The organism is Saccharothrix tamanrassetensis (assembly GCF_014203665.1).
Taxonomy (GTDB): Bacteria; Actinomycetota; Actinomycetes; order Mycobacteriales; family Pseudonocardiaceae; genus Actinosynnema; species Actinosynnema tamanrassetense.
This window is the reverse complement of the sequence record NZ_JACHJN010000002.1, coordinates 11,718-34,898: the sequence shown is the minus strand read 5'-3', so window position 1 is coordinate 34,898 and position 23,181 is coordinate 11,718. Positions and strand designations below refer to the sequence as shown.

The 23,181-nt window shown below is 70.8% G+C and carries 18 protein-coding genes; 10 read left to right on the top strand and 8 right to left on the bottom strand.

Annotation, left to right across the window (positions count from 1 at the left end):
• The first annotated feature begins 187 nt into the window (after nt 1–187).
• Complete coding sequence (locus FHS29_RS04910; protein WP_184688715.1) at nt 188–1,597, top strand: M20/M25/M40 family metallo-hydrolase; 1,410 nt, start codon at nt 188–190, stop codon at nt 1,595–1,597.
• Between the two features lie 119 nt (nt 1,598–1,716).
• On the opposite strand, the gene FHS29_RS04905 is transcribed toward FHS29_RS04910, so the two are convergent.
• The gene (locus FHS29_RS04905; protein ID WP_184688714.1) at nt 1,717–3,822 is read right to left on the bottom strand and encodes a hypothetical protein; all 2,106 of its coding nucleotides are present in this window, start codon (nt 3,820–3,822) and stop codon (nt 1,717–1,719) included.
• Between the two features lie 89 nt (nt 3,823–3,911).
• On the opposite strand from FHS29_RS04905, the gene FHS29_RS04900 reads away from it, so the two are divergent.
• From FHS29_RS04900 to FHS29_RS04875, 6 genes are all read left to right on the top strand, one after another.
• Entirely contained in the window at nt 3,912–6,587 is a 2,676-nt protein-coding gene (locus FHS29_RS04900; protein ID WP_312864759.1) for an MGH1-like glycoside hydrolase domain-containing protein, read from the top strand.
• Nucleotides 6,588–6,743: 156 nt separating this feature from the next.
• Entirely contained in the window at nt 6,744–7,556 is an 813-nt protein-coding gene (locus FHS29_RS04895; RefSeq protein WP_184688711.1) for a transporter substrate-binding domain-containing protein, read from the top strand.
• Nucleotides 7,557–7,631: 75 nt separating this feature from the next.
• The gene (locus FHS29_RS04890) at nt 7,632–8,444 is read left to right on the top strand and encodes an amino acid ABC transporter permease (protein ID WP_184688709.1); all 813 of its coding nucleotides are present in this window, start codon (nt 7,632–7,634) and stop codon (nt 8,442–8,444) included.
• Between the two features lie 2 nt (nt 8,445–8,446).
• Complete coding sequence (locus FHS29_RS04885; RefSeq protein ID WP_184688708.1) at nt 8,447–9,208, top strand: amino acid ABC transporter ATP-binding protein; 762 nt, start codon at nt 8,447–8,449, stop codon at nt 9,206–9,208.
• A 93-nt stretch (nt 9,209–9,301) separates the two neighbouring features.
• Nucleotides 9,302–11,446 carry a translocation/assembly module TamB domain-containing protein gene (locus FHS29_RS04880; protein WP_184688706.1) on the top strand — a complete coding sequence of 715 codons (2,145 nt, stop codon included), beginning with the start codon at nt 9,302–9,304 and terminating at the stop codon, nt 11,444–11,446.
• A gap of 80 nt (nt 11,447–11,526) precedes the next feature.
• Nucleotides 11,527–12,432 (top strand): ROK family protein, encoded by a 906-nt coding sequence (locus FHS29_RS04875; RefSeq protein WP_184688704.1) that lies wholly within the window; start codon nt 11,527–11,529, stop codon nt 12,430–12,432.
• Nucleotides 12,433–12,450: 18 nt separating this feature from the next.
• Here the strand turns inward: FHS29_RS04875 and mctP are convergent, their stop codons facing one another.
• The 3 genes from mctP to FHS29_RS04860 all read right to left on the bottom strand — a co-directional run bounded on the left by mctP (nt 12,451) and on the right by FHS29_RS04860 (nt 15,191).
• On the bottom strand, nt 12,451–14,115 hold the full coding sequence (gene mctP / locus FHS29_RS04870; protein ID WP_184688703.1) for a monocarboxylate uptake permease MctP: 1,665 nt from the start codon (nt 14,113–14,115) through the stop codon (nt 12,451–12,453).
• On the bottom strand, nt 14,115–14,375 hold the full coding sequence (locus FHS29_RS04865) for a DUF3311 domain-containing protein (protein WP_184688701.1): 261 nt from the start codon (nt 14,373–14,375) through the stop codon (nt 14,115–14,117). Before FHS29_RS04865 ends, mctP begins: the two co-directional genes overlap by 1 nt.
• A gap of 120 nt (nt 14,376–14,495) precedes the next feature.
• Entirely contained in the window at nt 14,496–15,191 is a 696-nt protein-coding gene (locus tag FHS29_RS04860) for a GntR family transcriptional regulator (protein ID WP_184688700.1), read from the bottom strand.
• A 552-nt stretch (nt 15,192–15,743) separates the two neighbouring features.
• Here FHS29_RS04860 and FHS29_RS04855 point away from each other — a divergent pair.
• The 3 genes from FHS29_RS04855 (at nt 15,744) to FHS29_RS04845 (ending at nt 19,044) form a co-directional block, all read left to right on the top strand.
• On the top strand, nt 15,744–16,889 hold the full coding sequence (locus tag FHS29_RS04855) for a SagB/ThcOx family dehydrogenase (protein WP_184688698.1): 1,146 nt from the start codon (nt 15,744–15,746) through the stop codon (nt 16,887–16,889).
• Between the two features lie 65 nt (nt 16,890–16,954).
• A complete protein-coding gene (locus FHS29_RS04850; RefSeq protein ID WP_312864757.1) occupies nt 16,955–18,202 on the top strand; it encodes a pyroglutamyl-peptidase I in 1,248 nt (415 codons plus the stop codon).
• Between the two features lie 5 nt (nt 18,203–18,207).
• Complete coding sequence (locus FHS29_RS04845) at nt 18,208–19,044, top strand: septum formation family protein (protein WP_312864756.1); 837 nt, start codon at nt 18,208–18,210, stop codon at nt 19,042–19,044.
• A gap of 78 nt (nt 19,045–19,122) precedes the next feature.
• On the opposite strand, the gene FHS29_RS04840 is transcribed toward FHS29_RS04845, so the two are convergent.
• From FHS29_RS04840 to FHS29_RS04825, 4 genes are all read right to left on the bottom strand, one after another.
• The gene (locus FHS29_RS04840; RefSeq protein ID WP_184688697.1) at nt 19,123–19,587 is read right to left on the bottom strand and encodes a hypothetical protein; all 465 of its coding nucleotides are present in this window, start codon (nt 19,585–19,587) and stop codon (nt 19,123–19,125) included.
• A 98-nt stretch (nt 19,588–19,685) separates the two neighbouring features.
• Nucleotides 19,686–21,497: a phosphoenolpyruvate carboxykinase (GTP) gene (locus FHS29_RS04835; protein ID WP_184688695.1), complete on the bottom strand. Its 1,812-nt coding sequence runs from the start codon at nt 21,495–21,497 to the stop codon at nt 19,686–19,688.
• A 358-nt stretch (nt 21,498–21,855) separates the two neighbouring features.
• Nucleotides 21,856–22,269, bottom strand: a complete 414-nt coding sequence (locus tag FHS29_RS04830) for a GntR family transcriptional regulator (RefSeq protein WP_184688693.1) — start codon at nt 22,267–22,269, stop codon at nt 21,856–21,858.
• The gene (locus tag FHS29_RS04825; protein WP_184688692.1) at nt 22,266–23,153 is read right to left on the bottom strand and encodes a hypothetical protein; all 888 of its coding nucleotides are present in this window, start codon (nt 23,151–23,153) and stop codon (nt 22,266–22,268) included. Before FHS29_RS04825 ends, FHS29_RS04830 begins: the two co-directional genes overlap by 4 nt.
• Nucleotides 23,154–23,181: the final 28 nt, after the last annotated feature.

Genomic DNA, 23,181 nt, shown 5'->3' with positions numbered 1-23,181 from the left:
GTCCCGGTTACCGATCGTTAACAACGTTCCGTACGCCACCGGCCACACCGCGTTGGGCATTTCGCCCGCGCGCGACCTCGCCAGTTGGCCGCGCCGCCGCTGCCGGCACCCGTGGACGTCCGACCTTCGCGGGCACTGCCCTTGTCCACACCCCGGTACGACCCGAAGCCGTGACAGGATCGGGTTCGTGGACCGATCCGTGCTGACCCGTACCGTCCGTGGGCTCTGGGATGACGACATCCTCCCCAGCCTGTCCGATCTGGTCGCGGTGCCCGCGATCTCGCCGGCGTTCGACCCCGCGTGGGTCGAGCACGGCCACCTCGCCGCCGCGATCGAGCACGTGCGCGCCTGGCTCGCCACCCGCGACCTGCCCGGCGTCGCGATCGAGGTCGTCCAGCTGCCCGAGCGCACGCCGCTGCTGCTGGTCGACGTGCCCGGCACGACCGGCGACGACACCGTGCTGCTCTACGGCCACCTGGACAAGCAGCCGCCGGTGGCGAACTGGTCGGAGGGCCTGGGCCCGTGGACGCCGGTCGTGCGCGACGGGCGGCTCTACGGTCGGGGCTCCGCCGACGACTGCTACTCCGGGTACGCGGCCATCGCCGCGATCGAGGCCGTGCGCGCGGCCGGTGGCGAGCACGCCCGGTGCGTCGTGCTGCTGGAGACCGGCGAGGAGTCCGGCAGCCCGGACCTGCCCGCCTACCTGGAGCACCTGCGGCCGCGGCTCGGCGACGTGTCGCTGGTGGTGTGCCTGGACTCGGGCGGCAACGACTACGAACGGATGTGGCTGACCACCTCGCTGCGCGGGCTGGCGCAGGCCAACATGACCGTGCGGGTGCTGGAGAGCGGGCTGCACTCGGGCATGGCGAGCGGGATCGTGCCGAGCTCGTTCCGGATCGCGCGGCAGCTGCTGGACCGGCTGGAGGACTCCGCCACCGGCGAGGTGTTGATCCGCGAGATGCACGTGGACGTGCCGGAGAACCGGATCACCGAGGCGCGCGAGGCCATCGCCAGCGCGCCGGGCGTTCAGGTCGGCTCCGTGCCGTGGGCGCCGGGCGTGCGGCCGGTCACCGACGACGAGGTGGAGCTGGCGCTCAACGCCGGGTGGCGGCCGACGCTGTCCATCACCGGCGCGGACGGCCTGCCCGCCCCGGAGGACGCCGGCAACGTGCTGCGCCCGTTCACCGCGCTCGTGCTGAGCTTCCGGCTGCCGCCGACGGCCGACTCGAAGGCGGCGGTCGAGACCGTGCGGAAGCTGCTGACCACCGACGTGCCCTACGGCGCCGTGGTCGAGCTGAGCAGGGTCGAGAACGCCGACGGCTGGAACGCGCCCGACCTCGCGCCGTGGCTGCGGGACGCCCTGGACCAGGTGGGCGAGGAGGTGTTCGGCGCGCCGTGGCGGACCGTGTCGCTGGGCGGCTCGATCCCGTTCATGGGTCTGCTGCACGAGGCGTACCCGGACGCGCAGTTCCTGGTCACCGGTGCGGTCGGGCCGGACAGCAACTGCCACGTGCCGGACGAGTGGCTGCACCTGGCGCACGCCGCGCGCATCACCGAGGGCGTGGCCGTGGTGCTGGACGCGCACACCCGGCGCTGATTTCCGGCACTGATTTCCGGCACTGACACCCGGCGCTGAATATCCGGCACTGAATATCCGGCGCTGACGACCCCGGCCGGATCCGGTTCACCTCAGGGTGGCCGGGTCCGGGCCGCGGGTCACCGCAGCGCGATCGGGTCCAGGCCCCGGGTCGTGCGGATGTCGTTGAGCAGCCCGAGCCCGGCGACGGGGTTGCTCCCCACGTACCGGCGGGCGCGGGCGATCAGGTCGAAGTCGATCTCCCGCGTCCGCCGCTCGTCCAGGTCGTCGGTGAAGATGTCGCGGACCGTCTCCAGGAAGCACACCCGGACGCCCACCGCGTCCCGCAGCCTCCGGACCTGCTCGGAGTGGCCGTCGTAGGTGTGCAGGACGCGTTCGCCGTAGCCCCTGGGCTCGGTCGGTCGTTCGTCCAGCAGGCGCAGCAGCGCGGTCACGCCGTCGCGGTCGTCGACCGTGGCCAGCGCGTCGGCGGTGGTCTGGCAGGCCCTCGTCAGCTCGGCCTGGACGATGGCCCGGACCACCTCCTCGATGGACCGCCCCGGCTGCCCGCGACCCGCGTCCACGATGGCGCGGGTGACCCGGACGAGTTGCCGCGCCAGGCCGCCGGACAGCACGTAGGCGAGCGCGAGGAACTGCTCGGACAGGCCCAGGACGTACCGGCGGAGCAGCTTCCGGGCGTACTCGAAGTCCAGGTAGTCGACCCGGACCACCTCGTCGAACGAGCTGTCGAACACGCTGCGCAGACCCAGTCCGGACAGCTCGAAGTCGTGCTGGGCCTCGGTGGAGACGGACACCAGGTAGTGGCAGCCGGCGACGTCGAACACCGCTTTGATCTCGTTGAGGAACCGGCGGGCCGGGTCGCCGACGCCGATCCGGTCCAGTTCGTCGATGGCGATGATCACCCGTCCGGGTGGTTGGCCGGCCCGCTCGCCGCGGGCGGCCGACTCGGCGACGGCCAGCGCGAGGAACTCCCGGAACCGCTTGACCAGCTCGGGGTGGTTGAGCGGGCGCCCGGCCAGGGTGACCGCCCGCTTGCCGCTGAGCTCGAAGCCCTTGAACCCGCCCTTGCCGGCGATCTCGTCGGTGTGCGAGCGGACGTAGTTGAGCAGCACCAGGTTCTCCCGCGCCGCCGCCACCAGCCGGGGCGGTGCGACCTTGCGGCGCAGCCGGGAGACGCCCCGGACCGGCTCCGCCGCGGACAGGTGGCCGATCACCGCCTGGCACGTCTCCGCGAACAGGTGCAGCACGAACTCCTGCGGGACGTAGTCGACCGGCGCGGACACCAGCACCGCGAGGTCCGGCAACCGGTCCGGTTCGCGGTAGCGGCCCGCGCAGAACGCCCGGAGCAGGTCGGTCTTGCCCGCCCCGCGCGCGCCCGCGACGGCGAAGCTGCCCCCGCCCAGTTGGGCGACCAGCCTGGTCAGCTCCACGCCGGCGGGCGTCGGCACGTGCATCCGCAGGCGGTCCGCACTCCGCAGCGCCGACGCCTCGCGCACGGACAGCGTGGTCGAGTAGACCGCCTCGGTCGCCTCGTTGATCCGGGCGTACAGGACCGGCAGCACACCGTCCCGCCGCAGCACGTCCAGCCAGGCCTGGAAGGCGTCCGTCGCCTCTCTCGACGAATCCGACGCCAACGTGAAGAGGATCCAGGACGTGAACCCGGAGGTCACCAGGGCGATGACGACGGCCACCACCGCCGCGACCGCCAGTGCCCAGGAAGAGGAGAGGATCGCCGCGGGGATCGCGGCCAGCGGGATCGGCACCAGCACCGCGCCCATGCCCCAGGACAGCTTGCCCAACGGCACCCCGGCGACCACGACCACCACGAAGAGGGCCGACACCAGGGCCACCATCGGCCGCACCGAGTCGAGGTCCAGCGAAGAGTCGACGAGCCCGAGCGTCGATGCCAGCGCGGCGAGCAGCACGAAGGCGAGCACCAGGGGAAAGCCGCCGAACCAGGCCGCGAAGGTCCTGTTCAGGCTCCGCGTGGCCCCGGGCGACATCGGCACGGCCTTGCGCCGGTAGGTGTCCTCCAGGTCCGCGGCCGCCGCGAACACCGAGGCCTGCGACTCGTGCACCGCTTCGACCAGGTCCTCGGCGGTCAGGTCGGCCGGTCCCAGCGCCGACCGGACCTTCCGATCCGCCAGCGCGTCCGCCACCAGGTCCGCGAGCACGCGTTCACGGCTGTCACCGCCGTCACGCCAGGGCCTCCGCCGGTCAGCCATGAGGGGACATGGTCCACGACCCGTGGGTGAACGTGTGACCCTAACCCGTCGGTAACCGGTTTACTGGATCGATGCCGCACACTGGCCCGGTGAACGAGCATCGGCAGCAGGCTGAGCGGGCGCGGTTGGGCGAGGCCGCCTCCCCGACCTCGCCCTGGCGCCTGTGGGGGCCCTACCTGGCCGGACGGCAGTGGGGCACGGTTCGCGAGGACTACTCCGCGGGCGGTGACGCCTGGCGGTCGTTCCCGTTCGGGCACGCCCGGGCGCGGGCCTACCGGTGGGGCGAGGACGGCATCGCGGGCATCTGCGACGTGCACGGGTTCCTCAACCTCGGGCTCGCGCTGTGGAACGGCCGCGACCCGATCCTCAAGGAGCGGTACTTCGGGCTGACCAACGACGAGGGCAACCACGGCGAGGACGTCAAGGAGCACTGGTGGGTGACCGACGGCACGCCCACGCACTCGTGGATGCAGGTCGTCTACCGGTACCCGCAGGCCGAGTTCCCGTACCGCGAGCTGCGCGAGATGGCGGTCCGGGCCGGGCGGCAGGCCCGTGAGCCGGAGCTGTCCGACACGGGCGTGCTGGAGGAGAACCGGTTCTTCGACGTCCAGGTCACCTACGCCAAGGCCGCGCCCACCGACATCTGCGTCGAGCTGACCGCCACCAACCACGGCCCGGACCCGGCTCCGCTGCACCTGCTGCCCCAGTTCTGGTTCCGCAACACGTGGGCGTGGGGGCGCGACGACCGCAAGCCGCGGCTGACCGCGTCGTCCCGGGACGGGTGGCGGCGGATCACCGCCGAGCACGGCGCGCTGGGCCGGTACACGCTGCACGTCGAAGGCACGCCGACGCTCCTGGTCACCGACAACGAGACGAACGAGGTCGAGCTGTTCGGGGCCGAGGAGAACCCCACCCGGTTCACCAAGGACGGCATCGACCGGTACGTGGTCCGCAACGACAGCACCGCCTGCCAGGTCACCGGACCGGACGACGAGAGCGCGCCGGGCACGAAGGCCGCCGCCTGGTACTCGTTCGACCCGGTGGAGCCCGGCGAGTCGGTCACCGTGCGGCTCAGGCTGGTCGAGGGCGACGGGCACGTCGACGCGTTCGGCCCGACGTTCCAGGCCACCGTGGAGGACCGGCTCGCGGAAGCCGACGCGTTCCACCGCACGGACCTGGACCCGTTGCGCGCCAAGGTGGTCCGCCGCGCGCTCGCGGGCCTGATGTGGACCAAGCAGCACTACCGGTTCCGCACCAGGGAGTGGCTGGACGGCGACCCGGCGCAGCCCGCCGCGCCCAAGTCGCGGCAGAGCCCGCACGCCCGCAACGCGCACTGGCGGCACTTCGACGTGGCCGACGTGATCTCCATGCCGGACGAGTGGGAGTACCCCTGGTTCGCCGCGTGGGACCTGGCGTTCCACACCGTGCCGTTCGCGATGGTGGACCCGGCGTTCGCCAAGGAGCAGCTGCTGCTGCTGTGCCGGGAGTGGCTGATGCACCCCAACGGCCAGCTGCCCGCCTACGAGTGGGAGTTCGGCGACGTCAACCCGCCGGTGCACGCGTGGGCCGCGTTGCAGGTGTTCCAGATCGACCCGGACCGGAAGTTCCTGGCGAAGGTCTTCCACAAGCTGCTGCTCAACTTCTCCTGGTGGGTCAACCGCAAGGACGCCGACGGCAGCTACCTGTTCGAGGGCGGGTTCCTCGGCATGGACAACATCGGCCCGGTCAACCGGTCGGAGCCGATGCTCGGCCAGTGGCGGCTGGAGCAGTCCGACGCGACCTCCTGGATGGCCGCGTACAGCCTGCACCTGATGCGGATGGCGCTGGAGCTGGCGCGGCACGACGAGTCGTACGAGGACGTGGCCACGAAGTTCGTGGAGCACTTCCTGAGCATCGCCGAGGCGTCCACCCGGTTCGGTTCCGGCGGGCGCGGGATCTGGGACGAGACGGACGGCTTCTGCTACGACGTGGTCTCGCGCCGGCTGCCGGACGGCACGGTCGAGTCGCAGCCGGTGCGGGTGCGGTCGATGGTCGGGCTGATCCCGGTGCTGGCGTGCGCGGTGCTGGAGCCGTGGGTGTTCGAGGAGCTGCCCGGCTTCGCGCGGCGGTTGGAGCACCTGCTGGCCCGCCGCCCCGAGCTGGGGCAGTTCCTGAGCAGGCGGGACGGCCGCGTGCTGCTGTCCCTGCTGGACGACGGCAAGCTGCGCCGCGTGCTGCGCCGGATGCTGGACGAGGGCGAGTTCCTGTCCCCGCACGGCATCCGCAGCCTGTCCGCCGCGCACCGGGAGGGCCTGGAGGTCCACGTGGCCGACCAGGAGCACCGGATGGGCTACGAGCCGGGCGAGTCCCGCACGCCGATGTTCGGCGGCAACTCGAACTGGCGCGGCCCGGTCTGGTTCCCCACCAACGCCCTGCTGGTAGAGGCCCTGCGGACGGTCGAGTCGTTCCACGGCGGTCGGTTCCACGTGGAACTACCCACCCGCTCGCAGCGCCACGTGACGGCCGGCCGGGCGGCGGACGAGCTGGTCAGGCGGCTGGTGTCGCTGTTCCTGCCGGACCACGACGGGCGGCGGCCGGCCGACGGCAAGCGGATCGAGTCGACCGATTCGACGCTGTGGCGGGAGCACGTCACCTTCAGCGAGTACTTCGACGGCGACACCGGCGAGGGCCTGGGCGCGACGCACCAGACCGGCTGGACGGCGCTGGTCGCCAGCCTGTTGACAGATCGTCGCCAAACGGGCGCTCTCGGTGCATCTATTGTGTGATTTAGCCCAAACCGCTGAACATCTTGCGTCCAGGAACCTCATGTGACGCAAGATTCGCGCGCCACTTCGGGCTGTAACACTGACGTGCTGTGCACCACGTCACCCAAGTGGCAGTATGCCGAACACTCGACCGACACTGTTACGAGGAGTGACGCCGTGGCCCGTCGTACCAGGCACGCTGTGCTCGCCCTGCTGCCCGCGCTCGCGCTGGCGGTGACGGCGTGCGCGACCAAGGTCAACACCGGCTCGCAGGACAGCGGGTCGGGCATCACCCTGGTCAAGAGCGGCAAGCTGGTCACCTGCACCCACCTGTCCTACAAGCCGTTCCAGTACAGCGAGGGTGACAAGACGGTCGGCTTCGACGTCGACCTGGTCAACCTCGTGGCCAAGGAACTGAACGTCACGCAGGAAATCTTCGACACGCCGTTCGAGAACATCACCTCCGGCACGGTCTTCACCACCGGCGACTGCGACCTCGCGGCGGCCGGCATGACGATCAACGAGGACCGGAAGAAGGCGATCGACTTCTCCGACCCGTACTTCGACGCCTCGCAGGCGCTGCTGGTGAAGAAGGACTCCGGGATCAAGGACCTGCCCGACCTCAAGGGCAAGCGCCTGGGCGTCCAGCAGGACACCACCGGTGAGGAGTACGGGACCAAGAACGCGGCGACCCACGGTTACACGGTCGTGGAGTTCGAGGACCTGCCGCTGCTGGAGACCGCCGTGCGCACCGGCGCGGTGGACGCGGCCATCAACGACAACGGCGTGCTCTACGACTACGTCAAGGAGTTCCCGGACACCGAGGTGACCCGGGAGTTCGACACCGGCGAGAGCTACGGCATCGGCATGAAGAAGGGCAACACCGCGCTCCAGGCCAAGGTCAACGAGGTGTTGAAGAAGGCCAAGGACAGCGGCGAGTACGACAAGATCTACGAGAAGTGGTTCAACAAGAAGCCGGAGAAGAAGTGACCGGTTGACCACGGGGCCGGTGCTCACGGGCACCGGCCCCGTCCTTGTCCGAACCCTCTTGCGAGGAGCGCCGAGATGGCCATGTCGAAACGGCGGAGGGCGATCGCCTTCCGCCGCGCGCAGTACGCCCTGCTGATCGTGATCGTCCTGCTGGTCGCGGTCTTCGCCGACTGGGGCGACATCCGACGTTCGTTCTTCGACGTCGACACCGCGGTCGCGATGTTCCCCACGGTCATCACGACCGCGCTGGTGAACACGATCGTCTACAGCACCTTCGGGTTCGCGATCGGGCTCACGCTCGGGCTGCTCCTGGCGCTGATGAAGCTGTCCCCGGTGGCGCCGTGGCGGTGGATCGCCACGATCTACATTGAGTTCTTCCGCGGGGTGCCCGCGCTGCTGGTGTTCGTCGCGCTGAGCGTGGCGGTGCCGCTCGCGTTCGGGCTGAAGTTCGACATCAACTCGACGGCCGGCCTCGCGCTCGGCATCGTCGGCAGCGCGTACATCGCCGAGACGATCCGGGCCGGGATCAAGGCGGTGCCGAAGGGGCAGATCGAGGCGGCTCGATCGCTGGGCATGTCGCAGGGGCGCACGCTGCTCACGGTGACCATCCCGCAGGCCTTCCGGATCGTGCTGCCCCCGCTGACCAACGAGCTGATCATGCTCATCAAGGACTCCTCGCTGATCAGCGTGGTCGGTCTGACCGCGCTGGACTACGAGTTGACGAAGTTCGGCCGGGAGACGCTGAGCCGGTCGCCCTCGCTGACCCCGCTGCTGGTCGCCGGCCTGTGCTACCTGATCATCACGCTGCCGCTCGGCCAGCTCTCGCGGTACCTGGAGCGACGCACCGGCGGCCGGAAGATCGACACGCCGGAATCGACGGGGGTGTAGTGGTGTCTGACGTCGCGGTCGAGGTAACCGGGCTGAAGAAGTCGTTCGGGTCGTTGGAGGTGCTCAAGGGCATCGACGTGTCGGTGCGGCGCGGTGACGTCGTGTGCATCATCGGGCCGTCCGGCTCGGGCAAGTCGACGCTGCTGCGGTGCGTGAACCTGCTGGAGGAGCCGTCCGGCGGGAAGATCGTGGTCAACGGGGTCGAGCTGACCGACCCGGACGTGGACATCGACCTCGCGCGCACCAGCATCGGCATGGTGTTCCAGTCGTTCAACCTGTTCTCGCACATGAGCGTGCTGAACAACCTGACCGTCGCGCAGCGCAAGGTGCTCGGGCGCTCGCCGGCGGAGGCGCAGCAGGTCGCGCTGCGCAACCTCGAACGGGTCGGGTTGTCGGAGAAGGTGAACGCCATGCCGGCGCAGCTGTCCGGCGGGCAGCAGCAGCGGGTGGCGATCGCGCGGGCGCTGTCCATGGACCCCTCGGTGATGTTGTTCGACGAGCCGACCTCGGCGCTGGACCCCGAGCTGGTGGGGGACGTGCTGGGGGTGATGCGGCAGTTGGCCGACGAGGGCATGACGATGCTGGTGGTGACGCACGAGATGCAGTTCGCGCGCGAGGTGGCCGACCGGGTGCTGTTCATGGACGGCGGGTACGTCGTGGAGGAAGGCCCGGCCGCGCAGGTCATCGGTGAGCCGCAGCACGAGCGGACGCAGTCGTTCCTGGCGCGCGTGCTGGACCCGACCCACCAGGGGCCGAGCACCTGACCCTGGCGCGCTCGGGGAAGTTCCGGGCGGGTGGGGCGGTGTTTTGCCGGATTGCCTTGCGGGCGCGGCGTGCCAACCCCCATTGTCGATCACATGACCGAGACGGGGGCGCGCGGGCTGGACGTGTTCGACCCCAGCCCGCCGCGCACCCACCGGATGCCTGCGGCGGACGTGCTGCGCGGGCTGGGCGAGGTCGACGGCGGTCGGCTGCTGCCCCGGCGCAAGCCGAACGTGCCACCGGTGATCCGGGTGGCGGACAAGTACCTGACCGGGCCGCTGGACCTGCGCGCGGTGGAGCTGAACTACCTGCTGGAGTTCGTCCGCTGCCGGTTCGAGGAGCCGCCGGACCTGCGGCAGGGCAAGCTCGCCGGGGTGGAGTTCGCGGACTGCTGGCTGCCGGGCCTGCTCGCGCGCAACCTCGGCAGCGCCAACGAGGTGTCGCTGGCGGGCAGCACGGTGGAGGGCGTGGTGGACCTCACCGACGCGGACATCGCCGCCTCGCTGTCGTTGCGGGACAGCACGTTGCGGGTGCCGGGCGGGGTGGCCGTGCAGGCGGACCGGGTGAAGCTGGCGGGCGCGCTGCTGGCGCAGCGGGTGTCGGTGGTGGGCGAGTTGCGGCTGGCCAGCGCGCAGGTCGGCGGCTACTGCAACTTCGCGGGCGGCACGTTGGACAACCCGGCGGGCTACGCGGTGCGGGCCACGAACGCCCACGTCGGCGGCAGTCTGCTGCTGAACGACTCGGTGATCCGCGGGACGGTGCTGCTGGCCAGCGTCCGGGTCGAGTCGGAGCTGACGCTGCGCGGAGCCGTGCTGACGGACGCGCGGCAGGACGGGGAAGCCGCGCTGGACCCGCACGCCGACCCGTCGTCCACCGTCGTGCTGGACCGCGTCGCGATCACCGGCGACGTGCACCTGGACCGGGGCTTCACCAGCACGGGCACGGTCCGGATGGTCAACGCCACGCTCGGCGGCACGCTCTCGCTGTCCGGCGGGCGGTTCGACGCGCTGCGCGCGCCTTCCGGCAGCGACCCCATCGGCTACGGGCGGGCGCTGCACCTGGACGGCGCGCAGGTCGGCGGCGACATCGTCGGGCGGCAGGCCCGCGTGCGCGGCCAGGTGCGGATGGTGGACCTCCGGGTCAAGGGCAGCCTCGGGCTCGACGGGTCCACCGTGGACAACCCGGACGCGGACGCCGTGCTCGGCAACCGCTCGCAGATCGGCAGCAACCTCACCCTGCGCGAGGTGGAGGTGGCGGGCGGGCTGCAGCTGCGCGGGGTCCGCATCGGGGCGAACCTGGACCTGCGCGGCAGCAGGCTGACCCGGCCCGGCCGCTACCGGCACCTGTCGGCGGGCAAGCCGTCGCTGGACATCGGCGGCGCGGTGCTCGGCCGCGACCTGATCTGCGCGCGCGGCGCGAAGGAGTTCGTGGCGCACGGCGGCGTGCGGGCGCGGCGGGCGCAGATCGGCCGGATGGCGAACTTCGCGGGCGCGGTGCTCGGCGACAAGCTGGACAGCCACGCCCTCAACCTGCTCGGGATGCAGGTGCAGGAACTGGTGCTCACCCCGATCACCCCGCCGCGCGGCGACGTGACGCTGCGCCAGGTGCGCTGCACGTCGTTGGACGACAACGAGGCGTTCTGGTCGGCCACCGGGTGGATCGACCTGGAGGAGTTCCGCTACGACTCGCTGCGCCACCCGATCGACCTGCGCGACGACGAGCAGGTCGGGCACCGCCTGCGGTGGCTGCGGCAGGCGATGCGGCGCACCTACCGGCCGGGGCCGTACGACCAGTTCGCCGACATGCTGCGGGCGAGCGGCAACGACGAGCACGCGGCGACCGTGCTGGTGGAGAAGCAGCGGCTGCGGTACCGGGCGGTGGCCGAGGGGCGGCAGTGGCTGCGACCGCTGGTGCAGCTGTGGAGCTGGCTCCAGCGGTCCATGGTGGGCTACGGGTACCGGCCGGCGCGCGCGCTCGCGTGGCTGGTGGTGTCGTGGCTGCTCGGCAGCATCTGGTTCACCGCCGCCGGACCGCTGGACGTGATCAACTCCGACGACCGGCTGTCGTGGAACGCGTGGCTGTACACCATCGACCTGGTGGTGCCGATCGTGGACCTGGGCAACAAGAACCGCTGGCAGACCGGGGGCGCTTCGCAGTGGATCGCGGCCGGGCTGATCGTCACCGGCTGGGTGCTGGCCACCACGGTCGCGGCCGGTGTCACCCGGATGCTCAAGCGGTAGCCGCGCGGGACGCCCTGGGTGCACGTCGCCGACTCGACCTGTTCGGGTGCCGCGGGTTCGGCGTGACCTAGGGTGCTCGTGTGACGGACTTGGTGCTGGCATTGGACGTGGGCGGCACCAAGATCGCCGGCGGGCTGGTGGACCGCAGTGGTGCGCTGCGGCGGGCGGTGCGGGTGGCGACCCCCACCGAGCACGCCGAGCAGACCTGGCAGGCGGTCGTGGACGTGGTCGAGCAGGTGCTCGAAGGCGAGACGGTCGCGGGCGTCGGCATCGCGTGCGCGGGACCGGTGGACGCCGTCGCGGGCACCGCGAGCCCGATCAACGTCACCGCGTGGCAAGGCTTCCCGCTGCGCGACCGGGTGTCGACGCTGCTGCCGGGCGTGCCGGTGGAGCTGGCCGGCGACGGGCCGTGCATGGCGTTGGGCGAGCACTGGCTGGGCGCGGGCCAGGGCAGCCGGTTCATGGTCGGGCTGGTCGTGTCGACCGGGGTCGGCGGTGGGCTGGTGCTGGGCGGACGGCCGTTCGGCGGGCGCACCGGCAACGCCGGGCACGTCGGGCACGTGGTCGTCGAACCGGACGGTGAACCCTGCACCTGCGGTGGGCGCGGCTGCGCGGAGACCGTGGCCGGTGGGCCGCGGATGGTGGCGTGGGCGCGGCGGCAGGGCTGGCAGGGGCCGGAGAACGCGGACGCGGCGCACCTCGCGGCGGCGGCGCTGTCGGGCGAGGACCTGCCGAAGGCGGCGTTCGAACGGGCCGGGCGCGCGGTGGGGCTGGCCATCGCGGCGACGGCGGCGGTGTGCGACCTGGACCTGGCGGTGGTCGGAGGCGGTGTGGCGCAGGCGGGCGACCTGTTGCTCGACCCGATCCGCCACACCCTCGCCGACCACTGTGGACTGTCCTACTTGGACGGTCTGCGGGTCGAGCCCGCCCGGCTCGGCGGCCAGGCGGGACTCGTCGGCGCGGCTGCGCTGGTGCTGCAGCCCTGACGCTCCGGCCGTTCCCGGTCAGTGCGCGGCGACCGGCTTCACCCGGCTGCTGCCCTCGTCCGCGTGGTAGTCCTCACCGTTGGTCTCGTCGGTGCCGTTGAAGACGTGGAGCTTCTTGGCGACCAGCGTCACGAGCACCGCCACCACCAGGTTCGCCGCGACGGCGACGATGCCGACGTAGACCTGCACGGTGGAGCCGGCGAACGGCTGCCAGCCGAACAGCGACAGCTTGTCCAGCGCCAGCGCGGAACCGGCGAAGTGCGGCCGGCCCGCCGTGACGACCTTGCCGGCGGCGTCCCTCACCTCCGGGGTGCCGATGTTGTAGAGCAGCCACATGCCCCAGCCCATGCCGACGAACCACCCGATGACCAGGCCGTACACGTGGAACCACCGGGTGTACAAGGCGATCGCCACGGCGGGCAGCGTCTGCAGGATCATCACGCCGCCGATGAGCTGGAGGTCGATGGAGAACTGCGGGTCGATGAACACGATGAACGCGACCGCGCCGAACTTCACCACCAGCGAGGCGATCTTGGCCTGCTTCGCCTCCTGCTTCGGCGTGGCGTCCTTCTTCAGGTACTCCTTGTAGACGTTGCGGGTCCACAGGTTCGCCGCCGCGATGGACATGATGGCGGCGGGCACCAGCGCGCCGATGCCGATGGCGGCGAACGCGATGCCCGCGAACCAGGCCGGGAACTCCTGGCCGAACAGCACCGGGATGACGGTGTTCGTGTCGGCGCGGCCGGTGGCCTGGTTGGTGATCGGCTTGACGCCCGCGCTGATCGCCACGAACCCGAGCATCGCCAGCAGGCCCAGCAGCAGCGAGTACGCGGGCAGCGCGACCATGTTGCGCTTGATCACGTTGCGGCCGCGCGAGGCGAGGATGCCGGTCAGCGAGTGCGGGTACAGGAACAGCGCCAGCGCGGAGCCCAGCGCGAGGGTCGCGTACTGGAGCTGGTTGTTGGCGTTCAACAGGATTCCGTCGGACTTCTGCGGTGACGCGTCGTACTTCACCTGCGCGGTGTCGAAGATCTGGCCCCAGCCGCCGAACTTCGCCGGCAGGTAGATCACGGCGACCAGGATCACGATGTAGATCAGCGTGTCCTTGACGAACGCGATGAGCGCCGGCGCGCGCAGCCCCGACTGGTACGTGTAGAGCGCGAGAATCACGAACGCGACGAACAGCGGGGCGTGGCCTAGCACGCCGGAGCCGTTGAGCCCCATGGTGCGCAGCACCGCTTCCAAGCCGACCAACTGCAACGCGATGTACGGCATGGTCGCGACGATGCCAGTGATGGCGATCAGCAGCGCCAGCCAGTGCGAGCCGTAACGACCGCGCACGAAGTCGGCGGGCGTCACGTAGCCGTGCACGCGCGACACCGACCACATCCGCACCAGCGGCAGGAAGACGATCGGGTACAGGATCACCGTGTACGGCAAGGCGAAGAAGCCCGTGGCGCCCGCGCCGAACACCAGGGCGGGCACCGCGACGAACGTGTACGCGGTGTAGAGGTCACCGCCGACGAGGAACCAGGTGATCCACGAGCCGAACTTGCGCCCGCCCAGCCCCCACTCGTCCAGGTGGTCGAGCGTGGAGCCCGCCTGCCACCGGGCCGCGACGAAACCCAGGACGGTGACCAGCAGGAACAGCGCGCTGAAGACGATCAACTCGGTCCACTGCATCACTTCGCCCCCTCGTCCAGGTCGTCCACGCCCAGCAGGTCGGGCTTGTCCTCGGCCACCGCCGCGTTCCGGGTCTTGACGTAGACGAGCCCGACGCAGACGACACCCACGGGCACCCAGGCGAACTGGTACCAGTAGAAGAACGGCAACCCGAACAGCCGCGGCCCATCGGAGTTGAACCACGGCGTGACGAGCATGAGCAGCGGGATCAGCAGCAGCAGGTTCCAGTTGCTCCAGCGCAGGCTGGATGGTCGAGGCATGGGTGCCCTCCGGGTGGCCCTGGTGACCGGGTGTCGCGCGATGCTAGGCCGGTGGAAGGACAGCCGTCACGAGGTCCGGTGGATTGGCGGCCGGTGACGTAGTTGAATCGTGACCCTTCTTCACTCCCCGCGCAGGCCGGTCACCAAGTGCTTCTCCGCGCGGTCGAAGTAGTCGGCCATGGTCTCCTCGGCCTGCCGCACGGCACCGCGCTCCAGGTGGCCGAGGATCTCCCGGTTGAGCGGCAGGTAGTCCTTGTGGAAGCCCTTGGGGTCGCCCATCACGTGGAACGCGAGCCGGACCTCGGCGAGCAGCCGCTGCATCTCCTCGTCGAGCCGCCTGCTGCCCACCAGGGCCGTGATGGCCTGGTGGAACTTGACGTTCGCGGTGCCGACGGTGACCCAGTCGTTCTGCTCGGCGCTCGCCAGGCCCAGGCCCACCGCGTCCCGCACCGCGTCCTTCGCGTCGTCGGCGGCCTGCGGCCAGTACCGGACCGCACCGCCCTCGACGACCCGGCGGGCCGCGTAGAGGTCCACGATGTCGCGCCAGTCGGGCTTCCGCACGAAGACGCCCTTGCTGTACTCGTGCACCAGCAGGCGTTCGTGCGTGAGCAGGCGGAACGCCTCGCGCAGGGTGTTGCGGGAGACCCGGAGCACGTCGCCGAGCGCCTTCTCGTTGAGCTGCTGGCCGGGCTTGATGTCGCCGTCGAGCACGCTGGTGCGGAGCTTGTCGGCGACCCGTTCGGCGGTGCTGGAGCGGTCGATGTCACCGCGCTCCTCGGCCAGTGCCCGGAGCCAGTCGTCGTCAACGCTCGTCATGCGAGCGAGTCTAGTGCTCTACAAGTCAAACGGAGTATTGCCGAATTGTTCAACAAATCTGGGATCGAGGTGGCGGGGTGAGCGGCCTCGGGGTTCGACCCGAACGCTCCGTCATGTGCCCTGCCACGGTTTCCGCCTTGTCGGGCGACGGGCTGTGCCGCGAGCACGGCTTCGAGCGGGAGCCGCCTGTCGCAGAAGGTCACCGGTCCGGCGGTCATGGCGCCACGGGGGATGACTGCTCGCACTGGATGGGGTGGTCCCAGGGGTGTGGAGGGGAAAGTGCTGGTGGCACGGGAATCCGGGAGTGCACGTCTTTGGCCCGACATCAAGAACAGGAGGTGACGATCATGCGGAAGATTTCGATGAAGGCGCGTCCGGTCATTCGCCCGGAGCGCACCATCCGGTCGTTCAGCTGGTTCTCGGGCGACGACAGCTGATGAGTGCCCACAACTGATTCCCGGGGCCGGGCCCGCGAAGCACGGGCCCGGCCCCTCCACCGTGTGGTTGTTCCGCCAGGCGCGCCGTGCCCTGGCCCGCGTCTTTGGAGTAGTCATGCGTCTGCGCCGTGCGAGTTGTCTGACCTGCTATTGGCACGAGGGCGAGTTCGTCGTCCACCCGTACCCCGGCGGCACGCCCACCGCGCTGCACCCGGCGGCGGCGGAGGTCCTCGCCGCGTTCGACGACTGGGTCGAGCCCGCCAAGGCCGCCGAGTCGCTGGACCACCTCACGCCGGACACCGTCGCCGAGGCGGTGCAGGCCCTGCACGAGGCGGGGGCGCTGCTCGCCGAGGGCAGTGACGAGGCCGACCGCGACGAGAAGGTGGCCCGCCGGTGGCAGACGTGGGCGCCCGAGGCGTCGTTCTTCCACTACGCCACCCAGGACGTCCCGTACGCCGATCTGGAGCGCGCCGGCGGAAACCGGCAGGGCGAGGCCGACACGACCCCCGTGGACACCGCCGTGTCGGCCGTGGACGGCCCGTCGCACTCGATGTTCACCGAGTACCCCGACGCCGACCGCGTCCTGCTGCCGCGCCGACCCGCCGACCTTCGCGTCCCCTACGAGCAAGTGCTCTACGCGCGCCGGACCCACCGCGACTTCACCGACGACCCGGTGCCGCTGCCCACCCTGGCCACCCTGCTGTCCACGGTGTTCGGCCCGGTCGACTACATCGACTCCGGTCGGAGCGCGCTGTTCCGCCGCACCAGCCCGGCCGGCGGGTCCAGGCAGGAACTCGACGCCTACGTCGGCATCCTCAACGTCACCGGCGTCGACCCCGGCATGTACCACTACAACCTGCGCGAGCACTCCCTGGAACTGCTCTCGCCCGGCCTCGGCCGTGACGAGGTCGTCCGCCTGGGTGCCGGCCAGGACTGGATCGGCGGTGTCGCGTTCCTGGTCGTGCTCACCGCCGTCATCGACCGGATGAGCAGCAAGTACCACACGCCGCGCTGCTACCGGGTCAGCCTGCTCGACGCCGGCCACCTCGGCCAGACCTTCGCCCTCACCGCCACCGCCCTGGGCCTCGGCCCGGCCCAGACCGGCGCCTTCTGCGACACCCCCATCGCCGAACGGCTCGGCCTGGACAACATCGGCCACACCCCGCTTTACGTCCTGGCCGCCGGAACGCCCCACCCGGACCCGAAATGGGCGCCACCGCGCGCGACCCTGGACACCTTCCGGGCCACCACCCTGCGCTAGCGGCGGACACCACACGGCCGGTTGGCGGGTTTCGAGGGGCGTTGGGATTCGACAGGATCTGAGCGGTGATCAGACGACTGCGTACCGTGATCCCGCTGGTTGTCGGGATGGCCCTCGTCGGGCTGCCGGGGGTGGCCGCTGCCCAGGTCAAGCCCTGTTTCGACGGCGGCGCCGCGTTGTCCGTGGAAGAACAGCGGCTGGACGACGCGTTGGCTCCGGGCCGGCCGGCGGTCGGTCCCGAGCTGGTTCGGCTCGGCGGGCTGGACGACGACGTCCGGCGGTTCGAGGCCCGGTTGTGCGGGGGCGTGGCCAAGTCGCGGGCCGAGTCGGTCGTCGCCGAAGCCGGCGGGGAGTTGTGGCGGGCCGCGGTGGAGCGGGCTCGGGAGTCGGTGGACGACCGACCGTTGTACTGGGCTCGGTTGCTGTTCACGAAAGCCGTTCGGCAGTGGCAGCCGAAGGGGTACGCGCTGTCCGTCGCGGAGCGGGCGAGGTTGGTGCAGCGGGTCGACGTCGCGGCGCGCGGGGTGGAGGACGTCCGGTTCCGGGGCGGGTTGCGTCGGGTCGTGGTGAGCGGGTTCGACCCGTTCCAGCTCGACGGGACGTCCGTGCGGCGGTCGAACCCCGCCGGGGCGGCGGCGTTGCGGCTCGACGGGAAGGTGTTCGACACGCCCGGGGGACGGGTCGTGGTCGAGGCGGCGGTGCTGCCGGTGCTGTGGGGAGCGTTCGACCAAGGCGTCGTGGAGCGGTTCTACGGCGGGACGCTGCTGGGCAAAACGAAGCCGGACGCGTTCGTGACGATCAGCCAAGGCCGTCCGGGGCGGTTCGACGTGGAGCGGTGGGCGGCCCGGTGGCGAGGCGGGTTCCCGGACAACAACGACGTCGCCGCGCGCGGGACGGTGCCGGACGCCCCGGGGTGGCCGCAGCCGGCGCACGAGTTCATCGAGACGACGTTGCCCGCCCAGAAGATGGTCGACGCCGGGACGTCGCCCTATCCGGTGCACTTCAACCGCTCGTTCTGCGAGTGGCCGATCGGGTCCACCCCCGGCGTCGGCACACCCGACTGCCGGACCGACGAGCCGACGCCCGGCGCGGTGGCCGCTGTGGGCAGCGGTGGCGACTACCTGTCCAACGAGTCGATGTACCGGGCCAACCGGGTGCGGCTCGGGCTGTCCGCCACCACGACCTCGGGCGGGCACCTGCACACACCGGTGCTGGGCCAGCCCGCCGACCCGGTGGCGCTGACCGATCCCGAGTTCGAGGCCGAACGACGCCGGATCGTCGACCAGGTGGTCGCGTTGGTCGCAGTAGTCTGACCCCCGTGCGGCGCGGGCGGGCGGTGGTCGGTTTCCTGGTGCTGTCGCTCGCCTGGGTCACGGGGTGCACGGCGCACGTCACGGGCGTGCCGGACGCGGAAGTGGTCCGCCCGTCGATCACGCCCGGCCCGCAGGACCTGCCCAAGGCAGGCGAGTGCACGGACGGCTCGCTCACCGCCGTCGACTGCGCCAAGCCGCACGACGCCGAGGTGGTCGGAGCCGGCGAGTTCACCGGGATGGCCGCCGACTACCCGAGCGAACGGGACCTCCGCCGGCAGGCCATGCCCGCCTGCCGGGACGCCATGGCCGGCTACCTCGGCAGCACCGACCACGACGCGACCCGCCTCCACGCGCAGGTGTTGTGGCCGAGCCGCGACGGCTGGGCGAAGGGCGACCGCTGGCGGCTGTGCACGGTGGTCGAGTTCGAGCCGGACGGGCAGCGCCGCAAGCGCACCGGCAAGGCCAAGGACCTGCTCAAGGCGGCCGGGTTCGGGCAGGTGCAGTTGTGCGCGCAGGGGTCGCCCGCCAAGGACGCCGACCCGAAGATCGCCGCCTGCGACGGACCGCACCTCGCCGAGGCCGTGCCGGGGGTGTTGGAGTTGGGTGCACCGGGTGACCCGACGCCGTCCCGGGAACAGGTCAACGAGCGGGCGAAGGACCACTGCGCGACGGCCGTGGCCGGGTACGTCGGGGCGGAACGGCAGGACGTGTTCGCCTCGTGGCGGTCGTTCGGCAGCCAAGCCTGGTCCGAGGGCTTCACCACGGTCGTCTGCTACGCCGAGGCGACCCGCCCGTTCACCGGCCGGCTGTGGGGCCTGGGGACGAAGAACCTGCCGGCGTGAGGCGGGTGCGTGACGAACCACCCTCCAACGGGTTAAGTCCACAGCCTGTGCACAGCTTCATCCACAACCTGTGGACAACTACCGCCGCCGGAACGCGAGCACGATCAGCAGAACGCCCACGCCGACCGGCACGCCGCTCTCGAACACCATCCTGAGCACGGGCAATACCCGAAAAGCACTTAGTTCGTACGCCACCGCACCAGCCAGCGACAGCCCACCGGCAGTCAGGGGAGCGGCTGGGGACAGCCTTCCCAAGGTCACCAGTCCCACCACGAGTCCCGCCAGTCCCATCGCCACCAGTCCGCGCACCCGGACCTCGTCGAACTGGTCGATCCCGTAGCCCCAGGCGAACGCGGCGACGCCGATCCCGAGCGCGCCCAGCAGCACCCCGAGCAGGTGCCACCACGGCGAGGTACGCCGCCGGGGCGGCGGGCCAGAGGGCTCGACCGGGTAGTACCGCACGATCCCGGTCTGCGGCCCGACCTGCACGTCGCGAGCGCCGTCGTAGTGCAGGCCGCCCAGGAAGTCGTCCTGCGGGGTCACTCTTCCTTGGTACCCGGCACCCCGGAGGAAGTCACCGAGGGTGATCAAAAAGAGACCCGGCGGACGTCGTCGTCCGCCGGGTCACCTGCTGGTCGGGCTCAGCCCAGGCGCTGGCGCAGCGCTTCGAGCTCGTCGCGCAGCGAGGTCGGCACCTTGTCGCCGATCTTGGCGAACCACTCCTCGATCATCGGGAGCTCGGCACGCCACTCGTCGGCGTCGAACGCCAGCGACGCTTCGATGTCCTCACGCGGCGCGTCCAGCCCGGACAGGTCCAGCTCGTCCGCGGTCGGCACGTGGCCGATCGGCGTCTCCCGCGCGGCGGCCTTGCCCTCGATGCGCTCGATGGCCCACTTCAGCACGCGCGAGTTCTCGCCGAACCCGGGCCACAGGAAGCGCTTGTCCTCGCCCCGGCGGAACCAGTTGACGTAGAAGATCTTCGGCAGCTTGTCCGCGTCGGCCGACTTGCCGGTGTCGATCCAGTGCTGGAAGTAGTCACCGGCGTGGTAGCCGATGAACGGCAGCATCGCCATCGGGTCGCGGCGCACCACGCCGGTCTTGCCGACGGCCGCGGCGGTCGTCTCGCTGGACAGCGTGGCGCCCATGAACACGCCGTGCTGCCAGTCGCGCGACTCGGTGATCAGCGGGATCGTGGTGGCGCGCCGGCCGCCGAAGAAGATCGCCGAGATCGGCACGCCCTTCGGGTCCTCCCACTCCGGGGCCTTGATGTCGCACTGGGCGATCGGCGTGCAGTAGCGGGAGTTCGGGTGCGAGGACAGCTCCTCGCTGTCCGGCGTCCAGTCCTGCTTCTTCCACGAGGTGAGGTGCGCGGGCGGCTCGCCCATGCCCTCCCACCACACGTCGCCGTCGTCGGTCAGCGCCACGTTGGTGAAGAGCGAGTTGCCCTTCTCGATGGTGCGCATGGCGTTCGGGTTGGTGTGGTAGTCCGTGCCGGGCGCGACGCCGAAGAAGCCGTTCTCCGGGTTGACCGCGTAGAGCCGGCCGTCCTCGCCGAACCGCATCCAGGCGATGTCGTCGCCCAGGGTCTCGACCTTCCAGCCGGGGATGGTCGGCTCCAGCATGGCCAGGTTGGTCTTGCCGCAGGCGCTGGGGAACGCGGCGGCGATGTAGTACTTCTTGTTCTCCGGCGAGGTGAGCTTGAGGATCAGCATGTGCTCGGCCAGCCAGCCCTCGTCGCGGGCCATCACCGAGGCGATGCGCAGCGAGTAGCACTTCTTGCCCAGCAACGCGTTCCCACCGTAACCGGAGCCGAACGACCAGATCGTCCGCTCCTCCGGGAACTGCGTGATGTACTTGGTTTCGTTGCAGGGCCACGGGACGTCCGCCTGGCCCGGCTCCAGCGGCGCGCCGATCGAGTGCAGCGCCTTGACGAAGTCGGCGTCCTCGCCGAATCGGTCGAGCGCCCTGGTCCCCATGCGGGTCATGATGTGCATCGAGACGACGACGTACTCGGAGTCGGTGATCTCCACGCCCAGCATCGGCTTCTCGGCGTCCAGCGGACCCATGCAGAACGGGATCACGTACATCGTGCGACCGCGCATCGAGCCCCGGTAGAGCTCGGTCATGATCGCCTTCATCTCGGCGGGGTCCATCCAGTTGTTCGTGGGGCCGCAGTCGGCCTCGTCCACGGAACAGATGAACGTGCGCTCCTCCACCCGCGCCACGTCGGTGGGATCCGAAGCCGCCCAGAACGAGTTGGGTTTCTTCTTCAGCGGGACGAACGTGCCGGCGTCCACGAGCTTGGCGGTGAGGCGGTTCCACTCGTCCTGCGAACCGTCGGCCCAGACGACCTCGTCGGGGCAGGTGAGCTCGGCAACCTCGCGCACCCAGGAGAGCAGCCGCGCGTGGTTGGTCGGTGCGTGGTCGAGACCGGGAATGGTCACTGCCGTCATCTCGTCTCGTCTCCTAGCTGAGCGCCAGCCCACGGTGGACGCCGTTGTCCGGGTGGGACGTCCTCGGGAATGGCTCCGCCCGCCCCGGAGGAGGGCGTGCCGTTTAAGGGATAGACGGAGGTTAGCCGGGTTAATCCTCGGTAACGCACATCTGTCCTGTCGGCTCCCTCACAAAACCGATTCTGGAATCGATTCAGCACCCGATCATCACAAACCGGGCTGTGACCTGCGCTTTAGTCGGCCGAATGCAAGGGCCGGCCGGTGCGGCGGTGGCCACACGGCGAGGTCGCAGCCGGGTAACGATGTGAGAGCGCTCTCATGGCGGCGCGCAAGAATTGCGCGGAGAATTGTCCGGGTTTTAGCCGGGTGTGCAGGCGTCACGCACGGCCCGCACCGCGGTGTCCGGGTCGATGCCCAATGTCCGGATCTCGGCCGCATATCTCGCGGCGGCAGCGGCGAGAGCGGACGCGATATCCGTTGCGGCACTTGGGTTCGCTCGGTCCCCGGGGCTCGGGTTGGCGTGGTTCGCGGGGATCGCCGCCACCACGGTTCCCCGGCGGCGCGCGGTGTGCAGGAGGCCGGCGGTCTCCAGCTCGCGGTAGACCCGTGCCACCGTTCCGGCGGACAGACCGAGGTCGCGGGCCAGTTGGCGGATCGACGGCAGCGGCGAGCCGACCGGGAGCTGCCCGACCCGGATCAGGTGGACGAGCTGGTCGCGCACCTGCCGCCACGGCGCGACCCCGCTGTCCGGGTCGACGACGACGCGAGTCACCGACCGGCCTCCACGGCGTTCGCCGGGGTGCGGCGCGGCGGGTTCGCCACCCAGATCCAGCCCACCACCGCGGCGAGCAGCACGAACAACCCGCCCGAGTCGATCACCGGCACGACGCCCATCCACCCGGGACCGCTCCCGCTGGGGTTCGACAGGCTGTAGAGCGACGAGAGCCGGCCGTTGGCGATGGTGACCATCCAGGCCATCCACGCCATGCCGATGCCGACCGCGACCCGCGCGCTGCGCATCCGCAACACCGCGTCGACCTCGGGATCGGCCACCGACCCACGCCGCACCGCGAGCCGGACCACGCCCAGCACGGCCATTAGACCCAGGGCCGCTCCGACCAGCACGACGACACCGACCGGTCGGGCGATCTCGGCCCGGAAGTGGTCGGTGAACCTCTCGGCGCTCACCGTGGTCAGCGCCCACGGCTGAGCGGACAGCGCGGCGGACGCGAACAGGACGGCCAACGCGGTGAGGGCGGAGAAGAGGGACATCGCCCACCGGGGCACCAGGTCTCGCCACCGGCGGCGGCTCAACGCCGCGACGCGCAGGCCGCGCACCGGTCGAAGCGCCGCGATCACTTCGCCGATCAGCAGCGCCACGATGCCGGGTGCGAGCAGGTCGCGGAATCCGCTGGTCTCCGGTGTCGGCAGGTCGAGCAGGCCGGCGACGGCGGTGGCGACGGGCGCGGCCAGCAGGAAGACCAGGAGGTAGAGCAGACGTCGGTCGCGGAGGTAGCGGAGGGCGTGCGACCCCTGTTCTTCGGTGGGGTCTTCGACGCCCCAACGCCGGAGGAACCTGGCGGCCACGGACCGCGTCGGCCACAGGACGAGCAGGACGGCCAACCCGATCAGCCCGTAGAGCAGTACTGTGCCCACCGTCCCGCCCCCTTTGTATCAACCCCTT